We start from the raw sequence: 13,686 nt of genomic DNA, 5'->3' as shown, positions 1-13,686 counted from the left end.
GCTGATTTGATCGAAAATTGATACATTGTGGCGAAACGGTAATGACGCGACTTCATCAAGCCTGCGCTGTGGACGGCACGGGTTTTGCCGGAGGCTTTGGGGAACAAGTTATGCCGCTGTGGGGAGCACGCTATCGCCTGGTGCATCCCAACCGTGCGGCTCGGACCCTTGGCGGAAGGGGCGAGTTATGCCCCTTCCGAAAAATATGGAACCAAGGTGTCAACCGGGAGACAGGGTCAACGAGGAATGAGACGAAGGATCGTTTCTTGCAGATCTGCAGTGTTGCCGCTGGCGCAGTAGGCAAGGCCGCTCCAGCCGATATAGATCTTGCGCGGGTCATGCGGGGTGAACTTGCCCCGTGCCAGAAGGCTGATGTGAATGGTCCCGTTGGGGCCGACGGCGCCCAGAAAACGATAGTAGGTCGGATGCTGTGTCAGCGTCACCGTGGTCAATCCTGCGCCGCCATCGACAATCGCGCATGGGTCTGGATCACTCGTGCTGGGGCGGTGCAGGCGCAGGAAGATCTCGGCCTGCGAACCTTCCGGCAGATCGGTTCGGAACGCAATTTCGGCGCGACGGTCAGAAGTCCACACTCCCCAGTGTTCACAACCGTGCCAGTTGCGTGCACGGGCCGCGCGGAATGTGATGATGGGGCGATCTTCGGCTGCCGAGACGAGGATATCGTGATCGCCGCCGGTGATGACCTGGCGAGCGGGGAGAAGCGGGAGAGCATGGTCGGGATCATCCGAAGAGGCCACGGCACATTCAATCGCCGATTGGTAAAATTCGTCGCAAAAGTCGCGCCAGCTTTTGGGCTTGAACGAATTGGCGATACTGTCTTGCCATGCTTGCAGGTCGGCGCGGTCAACAATGGGACGCCTGATGGCGTCGAGCGCGGTTTGCCAGTCGAATGGGTCAAAATACCGTACAAATTCGCGACCAACCTCGGGCATGGCCGTCGTGTTCGAGGCAAGGCAAGGTTTGCCATAGGCCAGGCTTTCGCCAATCGGCAGGCCAAAACCTTCAGCAAAGCTGGGATAGACCGTGAACATCGCCCGTTTGTAGAGCGTTTCCATCTTCACGTCGGAAATGCCGTTGAAGATGAACAGCCAATCGTCCTCATAGCCTTGATTATCGATGTAGGCGTGCAGGGTGTCGATCTGCCAACCCCATTTGCCGACAAAAACCAAATAGGGGACCTTGTCACCCATTTCTTTGCGAAGCTCTTCCCAAACCTGGATCAAGAGCTTGTGATTTTTACGAATTTCTATGGTGGAAACGACCAATACATAGTCGTTTTCGATAACGAAATTCAGCTTGGGGTCGCTCAATTCTGCTGCGGAATTTTGAAGCTCAACGATATTCAGTTCGGTTGGAAGAAGCACTTCCTTGACCGGAATGTTAAGATGTTTCGTCTGTTCAAGATAGAGCTTGACGTCATCGCGCACATAGGCCGAATTGGTCAGGACGAAATCGCAAAGTTCCAAAGCATCGGAAAGCTGAATGTTGAAGCGGTCGACCGCATCCGGCATCACATAGTCTTTGTTGCGGATCTGGATAAGGTCATGAATAAATAGGCCAAATTTCATGCCGTTCCGGCGAAGTTCGGCCACTCGATCATAGCGATTTATGATCCAGAACGCGCCGGCAATGACAAAAATATCCCCCGCAGATGGGCTGGCTAGCGATTTTGACCGTTCAACATTGCCGACGTTGCGAAGAATTTCGTCGCGATTGACATGCGTGGCATGAAACAATTCGACCAGTTCGATAAATGTGTTGTAGCTTACTGAAAAAATCCGGCCCGTATCATATTCCGGCAAAACCGGAACGATGCGATAGCCCTTGATCCGCGCCTCTTGCACGCTGAGCATGAGATTGCCGCAAACGCGCTGGATGCCGCTCAAGCTGACATTGTGGCGGGCGTAATCAATGAAATCCGTGACATCGAACCAGATGGTGTGAAGCCCGGCACCGCCCGCCGGCAGTTCAATGCCAGCCACAGCAAGCGCACCGCTCGCCTCGATCTCGTGCCGCGCGTGCTCATTTTTGGGGTCAAGATTATAGGCCTGTTGATAGCACCAGGCGGCTTCGGGCATATCGCCCAAAAGCTTGAATAAGTGCCCTCGTTGCAGGTGCAGATCGGAATTGTCGCTGTTGATTCTTATGGCCTGATCATAGGCGGCAAGCGCTTCTTCAAGGCGCCCGGCCTCTTTCAGGCAGTTGCCCAGTTGGACGACATAGCCAAACGTGAGAAAATTGTAGCCAACGGAATCCAGAAATTCCTGATAAAGCTCTGCTGCACGATTCCAGTTGCGCTGGTTGCGTTGTTGATCCGCCTCTCTCGTTAGAGCCCTTTTCCCAAGCAAGTTGATCCTTTTAGGAAAGCTGCCCCTCGTGATCATGCTGAAATCTCCAATTTGATAGGTGCGCCGTCAAGTTTGGACAGACCTTTGCCTTTGGGCGGAACTGCTTCGACAAACTTCAGAATATCATGGCAGAATGCGGCTTCGGTCATGTGCTGTGGCACGGGCGGGATGTCGATCGTATAGCGCCGCGCGACAGACAGTATTGCCGCTTCCCATGCTTCGACATTATCTGGCGGCAGCAGCGTCGTAGTAGCATGGGCGATTTCGCGATGCGCGGTAATATCCGACGCGATCGTCGGGACGCCCATGGCGATGCCTTCCAAAAGTGGTAGGCCGAAGCCTTCCGCCAGGGATGGGCTGAGCAAAGCCGCACAGCCTGCGACAAGACGTGCAAGCGATGGACTGGACAGGCCGGAAACAGCATGGACCCGCCGCCGCAGGCCCTGCACCTCGACCAACGGAGCCAGAATGTGGGTCGCATTTAAACTTGGTGCCCCCACAATCACCAGATGAGGCGTGTTTTCGCCCATTTTCTCCAGCAAGCGCGACCAGACCCGCAAAAGCAGGCCAAAGTTCTTGCGAGGTTCGATCGATGATATCGCCACGAAATAGTGCTTTTCGGCCAATTCGGGCAAGGCCTCTCGAACCTGCGTAAAAGCTGAAGGTATTGGCAGTGGTCGGACCATTCCCGGAACGATCCGACGATGCTTTTGTTTGACCACCTCGTCGACGCAAGCTTTGGCAAAGGCGGTGCCAAAAAGGAAGCAATCAGCGTGTCGTGCCGCCGTCTGCAACATGCGTGCATGGTTTTCGACAGACGAAGGCTTGACAAGTTCCGGGTGGTCGAGTGGGATCGTGTCATGAACCATCATCGCGCATGTGATATCCGGTCGTTGATTTAACCATTCAAAAAAGGATGGCACAGCCAAGCCGATCTGACCGATATTCATGTAGATCGCGTCTTTTGGAATGGATCGGGCCGCATTTTCGCCAATCTTGATCCCGATCTGACGAAGCATTTTGATATGACGCCACGCCCCGTGCAGACGCGTTAAGCCTGCTGCCCCTGAATGGGCAGATTGCTCTTCGTGCGGAGATGATGCGGTCATGTCTTTGATAAGCCATTGCAGCTTTGGGTCGCCATCTGTATCTGGATTTTCATTCCAGACATTTTGCAAATGCTCCAAGAGTTGACGCGTCACTGATGCGGGATATGCGCGCACACCCATGGGAGTTGGTAAAACGCCCATGTGCGGGGTCTGCGGATCGCTGAAAATGTGGCTGGCCAAAGCCAGATCCACGCGGTCAATTCCGCGTGGCGTCAAAAAATTCGGGCCAATGAACAGTCGACACAGGTCATATGCGATAATGCGTGTCATGCCTTGGTCAGCCAAAAATTCGCAAATGATACAAAATGATATCTCTCATCGCTTTTCATGGATCTGACTTAAAGAGCAGAGCAACCCAACTTGTCATAAATACCGTGCAACCTGGCAATGAAGGCGTCATCGGAAAATTTGCGAGACTGCGCTAGGCCTGCTGCAGCCAGCCTGGCAACCATTTCGTCATCTTCATCGATAGCCCGAATGGCTGATGCGATATCCCGAGTGCTATATGGATCAACCAGGAGCCCGCCTTCGCCCACAACTTCGGGAACGGAGCTGGTGGTTGATCCCACAACAGGCGTACCCAACTGAATTGCTTCCAACGCTGGCAAGCCAAACCCTTCGTAAAGCGAGGTGAAAAGCACGGCCCTTGCAGAACGGATCAGACGGAACAGCAAATCACGGGGCAGATATTTCAACTGCATGATTTGCTGATTGGGCCTACGGCCATAAACGGTGCCATCGGGCCCCAACGCGCCGCTCGCCTCGGACATGCCCCAGTCGCGCGATGAAACGATGACAAGTGGTTTTTGGGTTTGCGATGCAAGATAGGCATCAACAATCCGGCCAAGGTTCTTTTTGGGGTCGGCCGCGCCAAAAAACAAATAGAAATCGCGAGGTGGTAAACCAAATAGGCTTTGGATCATGGCGTGATCCTCTGCCTCGCTGGAATTAGCGACAGTATCAGGAATAGGGCTCGACTGATAAGTATTGGTAACCGATTCAGGGCTGATTTCGAACATTGACAAAATGTCATTGCGACTGGCTTCGGATACAGTCGCAATATGATCGGCCTGCTTCAGAATCGCCTTGATCAGTTTGCGATAGTAAACCTTGTTGTCGCGCGTCGTGTGCGGCAGCTTCAGCGGCACCAGATCGTGCAGCGTATAGATATTTCGGCTGCCGACCATTCGGACCGGAACAGGGTATGTCCAATGCATGACCGGGGGGGGATTGGGCACGCTGATCTGCGTGATCCGACCGAAAGTCAGAAAACGGGCGGCCGCCAGTTCGAATAGCAACGGACTGGTCCACAATGCCGAAAAATCGGGCCAGCGCGTACCGAAACTGCGCCGATCAACGTGATCCGTCAACGGCACCTGGGTTAAATTGGGGCCGGACCACGGGGAACCGATAAAGGCCCGCGCGATCCGCTTGCGCGAAAGGGCGCGTTTGTCCCCTTGGCCAAAGCGTTCAAAAAATAGGGACTCATAGGTATCGCTGGCCTTGCCAGGATCGATGCCAAAGATCCCTTCCACGCAATGTCCGCTTTTCATCAGCACTTTGGCCAAAGAGGCGCCATAAGTGGCAACACCCGTGCCATCGGGGATCGCAAGATTAAAGCCGTCAAGTCCGATACGCACTTTATCTAATCCACTTATTGCGCTGCATAGCGGACGGCCATGGCCGGGCTGAACAGGTTGCTAATCAGGTTAACGAATTTCTGTGTCATATTTCCGGACGAATTGGCAAAAAGGATCACATCCTTGTCGCGCATCACCACCCGTTGAGAGAGGAAATAGGAATCCATTTTCATCATGTTAAGCTGGTAAACAACCGGAACTGGATTGCCGTCAGGGTTGAGTTCATATCGACACAGAAATACACCGCGAGGGTTGGCGCGATAATCAGAAGGGCCGGAAGCTCGTGCAATGGCTTCGGCCAATGTAACGTCCTTGGTTTCGAAATAGACCTGATTGATCTTGTCGCTGGCGCCAAAAACGGTGAAGCTGCGCCGGGTGCGCACCAGTTCGATCCGGTCGCCGGGCATCAAATTGATATTGGCGGGCGAACCGGCGTTAATCAGATGCATCGGCGCGGATACGACTGTATCGCCGCGCTGTACGCGTACCTCCAGTTCATTGGGATCGACGCTGCCCCCGCCCGCCAGGGCTATCGCATCAAGCAACCTTTCGTGCGCTGCGGTCAGGCGGTATCGGCCGGATTTTTGTACCGCGCCTTCCAAATAAACCGCATTGCGCAAAGTCTCGGTGATGCTGACCGTGACTTCCGGGTGTTCTGACATGCTTTTAAGCCGACCGCGAATTATCGCGGCCACGCGCTCGGGATAGTCGCCCGATACATGGATCGTCCCGATATATGGCAAATCGATCGAGCCGTCCTCACGGACTTGAAATACAAAACTTTGCGATGCCGCGGTCGAGGTTGCCGGGGCCGCGCCAGCGCTTGTTGCCGGCATGGCCCCGCGCCCGAACAGGCTGACCCCGATTTCGAAGATTGAAATGCTCAGACTGTCCCCTGGGCGAATTCGGTCGGCACGCTCTGTAACCGCATTGGCATTTAACGCGGCCAAACGAAGCACGCCGGGATCGGCGATCGTGGGGATCGACGCCAGGGTCTGGGCGTCCAACACCTTCAAGGTGAAAGGAAGGGCTGCTTTGTTGGCGTTGGCCTCGTTGACCACTTGCTTAACCGTTGGGCCGCTGGTCGGAAGGCTGGCGCATGCGGACAAGGTCGTGACCGACAAGGCTGCGGCGGCCGTTTGCAAGGACCGTCGCACGGAGTGGATGCGAAAGAGTGGTCGTGTGGATGGGGTGCTCATAGACCGCGTCTGCCAATTGTCGATGGAGGGGGAGGGGGCGAGGACAATGATTTGATTGCGATTGCGATGCCCTTTCAAACACGGATCATTTTTTGGGTCGCGCATTTGCTATGGAAGGAAGGCGCAGTTCGGGGAAATCTAGGGTTTGAAGCGACTCCCCAGATTGTCAAAGTCGGTGCCGGGATCCTTGTCGAAAAGCGTCTTTGCCTTTGCCAGGTCAACCTTAACCATCCAAACGAAGCATAGGAAAATGGCAACCCACATGATGGAGATCACTTCATCCAGCAGCGCATATTTCATAAATTTCGTGTCGACCAATTGATGACCAATGGCAATTTCCAGCAACGCCCAACAAGCGATGCCAAGCCGAAGCTCTGTCGCGCCCATGCCTCCGTAGGAAAGATTGTGCTCTTTGATAACCATTACCTTGAGGTAGGTATAGGAACTCATCAGCATGTACATCGATAATGCCAAAACCGCTGAAAAAATGGTGAAATGCGGTGAAAGGCCAAGCCCTGCAAAGATGAAGACCTGCGAAATGAGGTCGCAGGAATGATCAATGAAATAGCCGATGTGAGGGCGTTCAATCTGTCGATAGCGTGCCAAGGTTCCATCGAGAGAGTCGCCGAGCCAATTCAGCAATAATCCCAGAATGGCGAAAACGGCAAAAGAGTAGGCGATATTCATCGCAATCAGACCGATCATCGTCAGGATCGCGCCCAGCACCCCCAGAAGCGTCAGATGATCCGGATGCACGCTATCGGGTACGCGGATGACCAACCAGCGTAATGCCTTGCGTTCTGCCTTTGCCAGCAGGCCCAGATTTATACGCGTATGCTCAATATCTGCAGTCGTGTGTAATGCAGCTGAAGAAGTTGCTGTAAAATCTGAATTTACCTGCGGCTTGCCAGGGTTCTTCATGAAATTTTCGCCGTACTAATGAATATTCACCCAATTTTATTTAAACAGTTGAAAATATGGGTAAATCTCTTGAAAACGAAATGGATGGAGCGGAAAGAACCTTCTGTCGCTGTACGAGATCAATGCCTCATCTGCAACGCGTGATGTACCTCGCATGCTTCGGTTACCGTGTCATAGAAGGTCAACGCCCCTCGATACAACACCGCGCCATGCGTGCAGTACTGTTCAAGCATATATGGATCGTGCGACGTCATGATCAGCGTGCTGTGGTCACGCCGCAACATGAGTTCTTCCTCACAGCGCTTGCGAAAACGCACGTCGCCTGCCGCGGCAACCTCGTCCACGAGATAGCAATCAAAATCAATGGCAAGCGAAACGCCAAAAGCCAGGCGCGAAATCATGCCCGAAGAATATGTGCTGACAGGTTGATTGAGATATGCCCCAAGGCGGGCAAAATCCTCGACGTAATCGAGGACTTCCTGCTCATCATGCCGGTAAATGCGAGCGATGAAGCGGGCATTGTCGGCGCCGGTCATGGAGCCTTGAAAGCAGCTGCCAAATCCGATCGGCCAAGATGTCTTCATCTGTCGCTCAATATGGCCGGCGGTTGGGAATTCTACGCCGCCGATCAATCGAAGAAGGGTCGATTTGCCGGCTCCGTTAGCGCCGCAAATTGCTAGACTTTGGCCCGGCTTTATATCAAACGTCAGGCCGGAAAACACTCGGCGCGTCAGCCCTCTGGCGTGGTAAATTTTTGACACGTCGTGAAATTTGATCATGATCGCATTCTCTCGTCGCGTCCGAGGCTTGGGTCATTGGATTTGAATCCGTTCCTCGAGCCATTAGTAGATTGCGCAAAAGTTGACCAGTAGGTAGTTGCATCCGAATGTTGCGCAAAATCGTCAGTAAGCTTGCCGGGCATCAGGCCGGTATGGGGAAAGCTCCTGAATATGTTTCGGATTTGGTTTCCGCGTTAGACCTCAAACGCGAGGCTCGGACCCTCAATGAGGCGACGATACGAAGTCTATGTCACAGTGCATACCTTGGCGACAATACCGCCCTGTGTCGGGTGCTGGGTCGATATAAAATGTATGTCGATAGTCAGGATTTCGGGCTTTCGCCGCATCTGATGCTCGATGGTTATTGGGAAATGTGGGTCACAGAGGCTCTTGTTTCGCTGGTCCGGCCCGGCATGGTTGTGGCCGATATCGGGGCCAATCTGGGCTATTATGCTTTGTTGCTTGCCGATCTGGTGGGCGATGCCGGTATGGTCCATGCCTTTGAACCTAACCCTCGCATGGCTTGTCTGCTTAACCGCAGCATTTCCATGAACGGCTTTTCCTCCCGCATCGCGCTGCACCAAGTCGCACTTGGGTCGGAAAATTCTGGTGAAGTTGCTTTGCTTGTCCCGCCCGGCGATCCCAAAAACGGTCATATTGTGCCGATTGACGCGGGCCTGCCCCTGGACGCTGCCCGTGTTCCGTTGGCCCGATTGGATGGCCGCGCAGATTGGGCGAATATCGAATTTGCCAAAATTGACGTAGAAGGCGCAGAGCAGATCGTCTGGGCCGGGGCTCAGGGTCTGCTTGACAATGGCATGCTGAAAACTGTGCTTCTGGAGTTTACGCCAGATCGGTACGCTGATCCGGCGGAATTTGTCAGGGCATTGACGAAGCCCGGTTTTTCATTGTCATGTGTTGATCCTGTCGATGGGATTGTCGACATCACTTTGGAACAGATCCTGCAAATGCCCCCCCACCAAGATATTATTCTTGTCCTGAGGCGTTGATCGGTGCGTCAAATAGACCCCTTCTCATATTTCGTTGAATATGCCAGTCAGCTCAGCGGCTTTGGCGGGGGGCAGCCTTCGCCAGACCCGCAATATTGCTTTCATACGCGGTATGAAACGGTGCGTCCGGGCCGTGCCATTTATTCGCTAAAGTTGATCGGGGCCCAATCTTCGCAGGGTGAATTGACGGTGCGTGTCCATGCATTTCGCCCTGATTCAGGTTATCCGCCTAGCCTTGCGGCTGGTAACCGCATCGATTTGGAGGTGGACGGTCGACAGGATTTGGAGGTCTATCTCCCTTTCCAGGCGATCAAGGGTGTCGATTACGCCTTGTATGGCTACTTTTCCGAACAGACCAACCTGTCGGTGGAGAAGGTCGAAATTCTGTTGGACGAGCCTGCGGATGAAGAGGCCGTCGAAATCGAGGCGCCCAGATCCTTATTGGCCCAACCGAGCGGTGCTCCTGAATCAGGCCCGGCAACGGGCCTGATTCATTATGATGCGGTTTTGCGGGATCGCCCGGTTTCTCAAGATTGTACATGGCGCCAATTGCAAGGGCAGGGCGCGACCGATGAACAGCTGCTCGACTGGCGTGAGGCGGTATGCCTGGCCGCTTTGCCCTGTTATGGTGTGGATATAGCAGGTCTTGACGGTTGGGCCTTAGGCCCGATCCACGGTGCGACCGTAGAATATTTGGCGCAGCAGCGCTTTGCCTTGTCGCTTCGTGACGCGGTGCCGGATGAAAGCCTCCAGGAATTTGCGGATTTTCTGTTGTGGCCTCATGCCGTAGGCGGTGGCCCTGATGGGGCGATGCGGTGGGATGATCTCTATGGCTGGCTATCGAGGCTGAAGGTTGGAGGTCTGGGGGTCGTCTGCATAAGTTATGACGCAAATACATTGGTATCGGTGGGGTATGCCCGCAATGAAATCAAAAAGTGGGTGTTCCGCCTGATCGGAATGGGCTACTCGGTCGCGCCTTTGGCTTTTGCTGAGGCGCAGGATTTGGCCATCGATGATTCAGGAAAAGCAGCCTTTTGCCTGATCGTGCGGAGACAGTGACTTTGGGCACGGAAACGCAAATTTCGAAAGGTGGGCAGCGTTCCTGGCTGGACCAACTGTTGGAGGGGCTGGCGGTTCAGGCGGCGGTGGTGCGTGCTTTGTTGCTGCGTGATTTGCAGTCGCGCTATGGCCGTCACAACATCGGTTACCTTTGGGTAATTGGCGAGCCCTTGATGCTTGCTTCGGTTATTACGCTTTTGCATACGCTGGCCACGCATGGTGAAAAGTCGCATGGCATTGCGCCTTTCACATTTATCCTGACGGGATATTGTCTGTTCATGGTGTTCCGTTCGGCCACGACCAGGTCGGATGGTATTCTCCATTCGTCAGAGTCTCTGCTCTATCACCGAATGATCCAACCTCTTGATGTAATTGTCGCTCAGATGACGCTGGACTTTTTGGCGGCTGTTTCTGCGCTGATCCTGTTACAGGTGCTGGGAATCATCTTCGGCTTGTCCACTTTTCCCGCACGGCCGATTTATGTGATCGGCGCCCTGGTGCTCATTGGAACATTTTCGTTTGCGGTGAGCATGATTGTTGCGGCCTATTCCTATCGCAGCGCCTTTGTGGAGCGCCTGATCCATCCACTTACCTATTTCACCGGACCGTTAAGTGGGGCCATGTTTTCAATGTCCTTCCTTCCATCCGGCGCGCGCGCTTATATGGCCTGGAATCCAATGATGGGCATTTTTGAAATGGCCCGCTATGGCCAGTTCCAGCAGGCATCTGACAAATGGATGCATATCGATTTTGTGGTCGGTGTCATTTGCTTCTTGACCTTCTGGGGATTGATCGAAATCCGCCGTATCCGGCGGGAAATTCATGTCCCTTGATCTCATGACTTTGCTATTTTTGAAATGGAGTGCCTGCTAGTGCACGGACTTATTCAACCCAAGGCCCAGATCGGTACGCGAAGCAGGGGGGGGAGTCTGCTGTCTCAGCTGTTGAGCATTGTGCAGAAAAACCGTGCATTCTTTCTGATTGTCGTTTTGCCGACGTTGGCGGTGGCTGGCTATTATACGATTTTTGCCGCTGATCAGTACGAATCCAGTGCAAATTTCGTTGTTCGCCGCTCGGACAGTGTCGCCTCGACCTCGGGCATGGGACAGATGCTGGGCTTTAGCATCGGCGGCAGTGCGACAGGGCCAGATGCCGTGATGGTTCAGGAGTACCTTTTGTCGCACAACGCCGTAAAGGAACTGGCCAACAAGGACGATCTGGTGGGTATTTTTCGCCGGCCAGAAGCAGACATATTCAGCCGCCTGTGGTCAGAGCGCCCGGCGCCCGAGCGCCTGCTGGACTATTATCAACGCCATATCGACGTGCAGGCCGATGAGAGCAGTGGCGTCCTCCATTTGACCGTCCACAGCTTCCGCCCGGAGGATTCCTACCACTTGGCGCAACGTCTGTTGGAATTGGGTGAGCGGCAGATCAATGCCATCAATGAGCGCACTTATCGGGACAATATCGCCTCTTCTTTGCGTGAAATGAATCAGGCGCGTGAGCAATTGGCAGAGGTGCAAGTCAAGTTGACGTCCTATCGGCGCGATAATGCCGACGTCGATCCGGAAAGCACGGGGCGCGCCCAGTTGAACCTGGTGACCAGCCTTACGGCCAATCTGGTGGATGCCCGCGCGCGGTTGCAGGCAATGGCTGGTGTGGTAAGCCCCGCCAGTCCGCAATATCAGGCATTGGCGCGGCAGGTTCGTGCGCTGGAATCCCAAGTGGCAGGGCAGGATAGCAAGATCGCCGGGTCTGACCATTCCGTTGCGAGCCGTCTTTCCGATTATGAGCAGTTGGTTATTCAGCGCGATGAGATCGCCAAGGTCTATTCCGAGGCGGCGGTGCGCTATCAGGCTGCGCAGGCCGAGGCTCGTCGCAAGCAGCTTTATCTGATCCGTGTGGTGGATCCCAATATGCCGGGCAAAGCGGAGTTTCCAAAGCGTTTGCAAATGATCATTTCTGTTTTTGCCGGACTTTTCTTCCTTTACGGGATTGGCTGGTTGTTGTGGGCCGGCGTCAAGGAACACAGCATGTAATGCACTGTTGTTGGCGCAGGGTGGTGTGCCGGCATAAACATTTGCTAAAGCGAGATTTTACGTGGATTCTGTTAAAGTCAATCCTGCATCCTTGGGGCTTTTGGGGGATGATAACTGGTTGTCTGTGGTCACGATCTTTGATCTGGCCGGGCACCACGCGATGCAGGTTATGTCCGACCATTCTCTTTCGCTTCCGCAAAGCAGGTTGAGTCGGTACATCGCCTATCTCCATCGTAAGTATATCACGCCGTATCTGATCTGTTCGCAGAACGGCCGAAGCGATATTTCGCTGCGCTATATCTTTCAGGGAGAGGATTGTCCGCGCGATATTCCCAGCGTCACCTGGGAAAAGCGACCGGAGTGGAACAATATTACGCTGGTCCCCGATCTCTATTATTTCATGGAACGGGGCTACGAGGACTTTCTGGGCGAAGGGGCCGATTTGCCTTCGTGGTCCTCGCGCCGAAATGCTGTTGCGTGGCGCGGTTCAACCACCGGCGTGGTGCATGGTGCGGGCATCCACCAGGTTGGCTTCTCGATGGAAACGCTGGAACGCCTGCCGCGCTATGATTTGTGCCGGCGATTGCAAGCATTGGGCGATCAGGCGGATGCTGGCATCGTGGCGCTGGTGCAATGTCCGGATGGTGAAAAAGCCGATATTGCCCAACGTCTCGAGGCGGAAGGCCTGACGAAGCCCTATCTGCCTCTCACTGACATGGCGCATTTCAAATACCTGATTGATATTGACGGCAATACGAACTCGTGGAACTTCATCCAGCGTCTGCGTCTGGGGTGCTGCATGATAAAGGTGGAAAGTCCTTGGGTGCAGTGGTTCCATAACCGCATTCAACCTTGGACGCACTATGTGCCCGTCAAACAGGATCTGAGCGATCTTGCCGAAAAAGTGGAATGGTGCCGTACGCACGATGATATGGCCCGCCAAATCGCGGAAAATGGCCGGCGCTTTAGTCTTGAAATGCATTTCGAACAGGAAATGAAGCAGGCGGCTTTGGACATTCTGCGGGTATCGTCCCCGATTGCTTATGATCCCATGAAGGCCTTGGTGCATCACAACGTGTACAATGGTGCAGATCGTTGGCGCGGAAACTGGAATGAGGCCATCAAGGGGTGGAGTGCCTTTCCAGAGCCGATGTGGCTGAAAACCGTGCATGGCACGATTCTGGGAAGCGATCAGGGCGGGGCAATCGTGCAGATGATGCCTGATGACAATTGGGCTGAACCGATCATTCTATCCGATGACAATCCAGGTTGGACTGAACACTTGCGTGGTTTCCATATGGACCGCTTTGAAGGGCGAATGACGCTGGAGCGCGCTGGTCACTTTCTGTGCGCTTTGCCTGACGGCCGAAACACCGTTGTCGATCGATTGGAGATTGGGGAATGGGAAGTGTTCACGCTTGTTGCGGCACGATGATCTGATCCAGTTCTTCGGCCTGAATGTGCCAAATTTGGATGCGGATATCTTATGCCGCAGATTCTGATCTAAATTTGGCCATCCCCAGTCCATGCTGTCGGTCAATTCGACAGGTGTGAGCTCGTA

Annotated in this window: 11 protein-coding genes; 5 read left to right on the top strand and 6 right to left on the bottom strand. The window is 54.1% G+C overall.

The features are described 5' to 3' along the window. Nucleotides 1–236: 236 nt before the first annotated feature. From AC2S2E_RS01395 to AC2S2E_RS01370, 6 genes are all read right to left on the bottom strand, one after another. On the bottom strand, nucleotides 237–2,405 hold the full coding sequence (locus tag AC2S2E_RS01395) for a glycosyltransferase family 4 protein (RefSeq protein WP_486523469.1): 2,169 nt from the start codon (nucleotides 2,403–2,405) through the stop codon (nucleotides 237–239). Beyond that, a complete protein-coding gene (locus AC2S2E_RS01390; RefSeq protein ID WP_486523468.1) occupies nucleotides 2,402–3,748 on the bottom strand; it encodes a glycosyltransferase in 1,347 nt (448 codons plus the stop codon). The genes AC2S2E_RS01395 and AC2S2E_RS01390 overlap by 4 nt, the downstream gene beginning before the upstream one ends. A gap of 68 nt (nucleotides 3,749–3,816) precedes the next feature. Beyond that, a complete protein-coding gene (locus AC2S2E_RS01385; protein ID WP_476104369.1) occupies nucleotides 3,817–5,118 on the bottom strand; it encodes a glycosyltransferase family 4 protein in 1,302 nt (433 codons plus the stop codon). A 14-nt stretch (nucleotides 5,119–5,132) separates the two neighbouring features. Next, complete coding sequence (locus AC2S2E_RS01380) at nucleotides 5,133–6,242, bottom strand: polysaccharide biosynthesis/export family protein (protein ID WP_486523467.1); 1,110 nt, start codon at nucleotides 6,240–6,242, stop codon at nucleotides 5,133–5,135. 213 nt (nucleotides 6,243–6,455) lie between these two features. Beyond that, entirely contained in the window at nucleotides 6,456–7,238 is a 783-nt protein-coding gene (locus tag AC2S2E_RS01375) for a CDP-alcohol phosphatidyltransferase family protein (RefSeq protein WP_486523466.1), read from the bottom strand. Nucleotides 7,239–7,357: 119 nt separating this feature from the next. Next, nucleotides 7,358–8,017: an ABC transporter ATP-binding protein gene (locus tag AC2S2E_RS01370; RefSeq protein WP_476104363.1), complete on the bottom strand. Its 660-nt coding sequence runs from the start codon at nucleotides 8,015–8,017 to the stop codon at nucleotides 7,358–7,360. Nucleotides 8,018–8,124: 107 nt separating this feature from the next. Here AC2S2E_RS01370 and AC2S2E_RS01365 point away from each other — a divergent pair, with 107 nt between their 5' ends. The 5 genes from AC2S2E_RS01365 to AC2S2E_RS01345 all read left to right on the top strand — a co-directional run bounded on the left by AC2S2E_RS01365 (nucleotide 8,125) and on the right by AC2S2E_RS01345 (nucleotide 13,560). Next, nucleotides 8,125–9,027 (top strand): FkbM family methyltransferase, encoded by a 903-nt coding sequence (locus AC2S2E_RS01365; protein ID WP_486523465.1) that lies wholly within the window; start codon nucleotides 8,125–8,127, stop codon nucleotides 9,025–9,027. Nucleotides 9,028–9,030: 3 nt separating this feature from the next. Beyond that, complete coding sequence (locus tag AC2S2E_RS01360) at nucleotides 9,031–10,086, top strand: hypothetical protein (RefSeq protein ID WP_476104360.1); 1,056 nt, start codon at nucleotides 9,031–9,033, stop codon at nucleotides 10,084–10,086. Then, the gene (locus AC2S2E_RS01355; RefSeq protein WP_476104359.1) at nucleotides 10,083–10,919 is read left to right on the top strand and encodes an ABC transporter permease; all 837 of its coding nucleotides are present in this window, start codon (nucleotides 10,083–10,085) and stop codon (nucleotides 10,917–10,919) included. Before AC2S2E_RS01360 ends, AC2S2E_RS01355 begins: the two co-directional genes overlap by 4 nt. A 120-nt stretch (nucleotides 10,920–11,039) precedes the next feature. Continuing rightward, the gene (locus AC2S2E_RS01350) at nucleotides 11,040–12,125 is read left to right on the top strand and encodes a KpsE/RkpR family capsule polysaccharide export protein (protein ID WP_486524658.1); all 1,086 of its coding nucleotides are present in this window, start codon (nucleotides 11,040–11,042) and stop codon (nucleotides 12,123–12,125) included. Between the two features lie 61 nt (nucleotides 12,126–12,186). Next, nucleotides 12,187–13,560, top strand: a complete 1,374-nt coding sequence (locus tag AC2S2E_RS01345; RefSeq protein ID WP_486523464.1) for a glycosyl transferase family 90 — start codon at nucleotides 12,187–12,189, stop codon at nucleotides 13,558–13,560. Nucleotides 13,561–13,686: the final 126 nt, after the last annotated feature.

The sequence above is a fragment of the Novosphingobium sp. 550D genome, from assembly GCF_057401885.1.
The sequence above is the reverse complement of the archived record's forward strand: the minus strand, read 5'-3'. Positions and strand labels throughout refer to the sequence as shown.

Coding starts and splice junctions, on each gene's coding strand:
- AC2S2E_RS01365 (WP_486523465.1), top strand. CDS start 8,125: ATGTTGCGCAAAATCGTCAGTAAGCTTGCCGGGCATCAGGCCGGTATG.
- AC2S2E_RS01370 (WP_476104363.1), bottom strand. CDS start 8,017: ATGATCAAATTTCACGACGTGTCAAAAATTTACCACGCCAGAGGGCTG.
- AC2S2E_RS01375 (WP_486523466.1), bottom strand. CDS start 7,238: ATGAAGAACCCTGGCAAGCCGCAGGTAAATTCAGATTTTACAGCAACT.
- AC2S2E_RS01395 (WP_486523469.1), bottom strand. CDS start 2,405: ATGATCACGAGGGGCAGCTTTCCTAAAAGGATCAACTTGCTTGGGAAA.
- AC2S2E_RS01390 (WP_486523468.1), bottom strand. CDS start 3,748: ATGACACGCATTATCGCATATGACCTGTGTCGACTGTTCATTGGCCCG.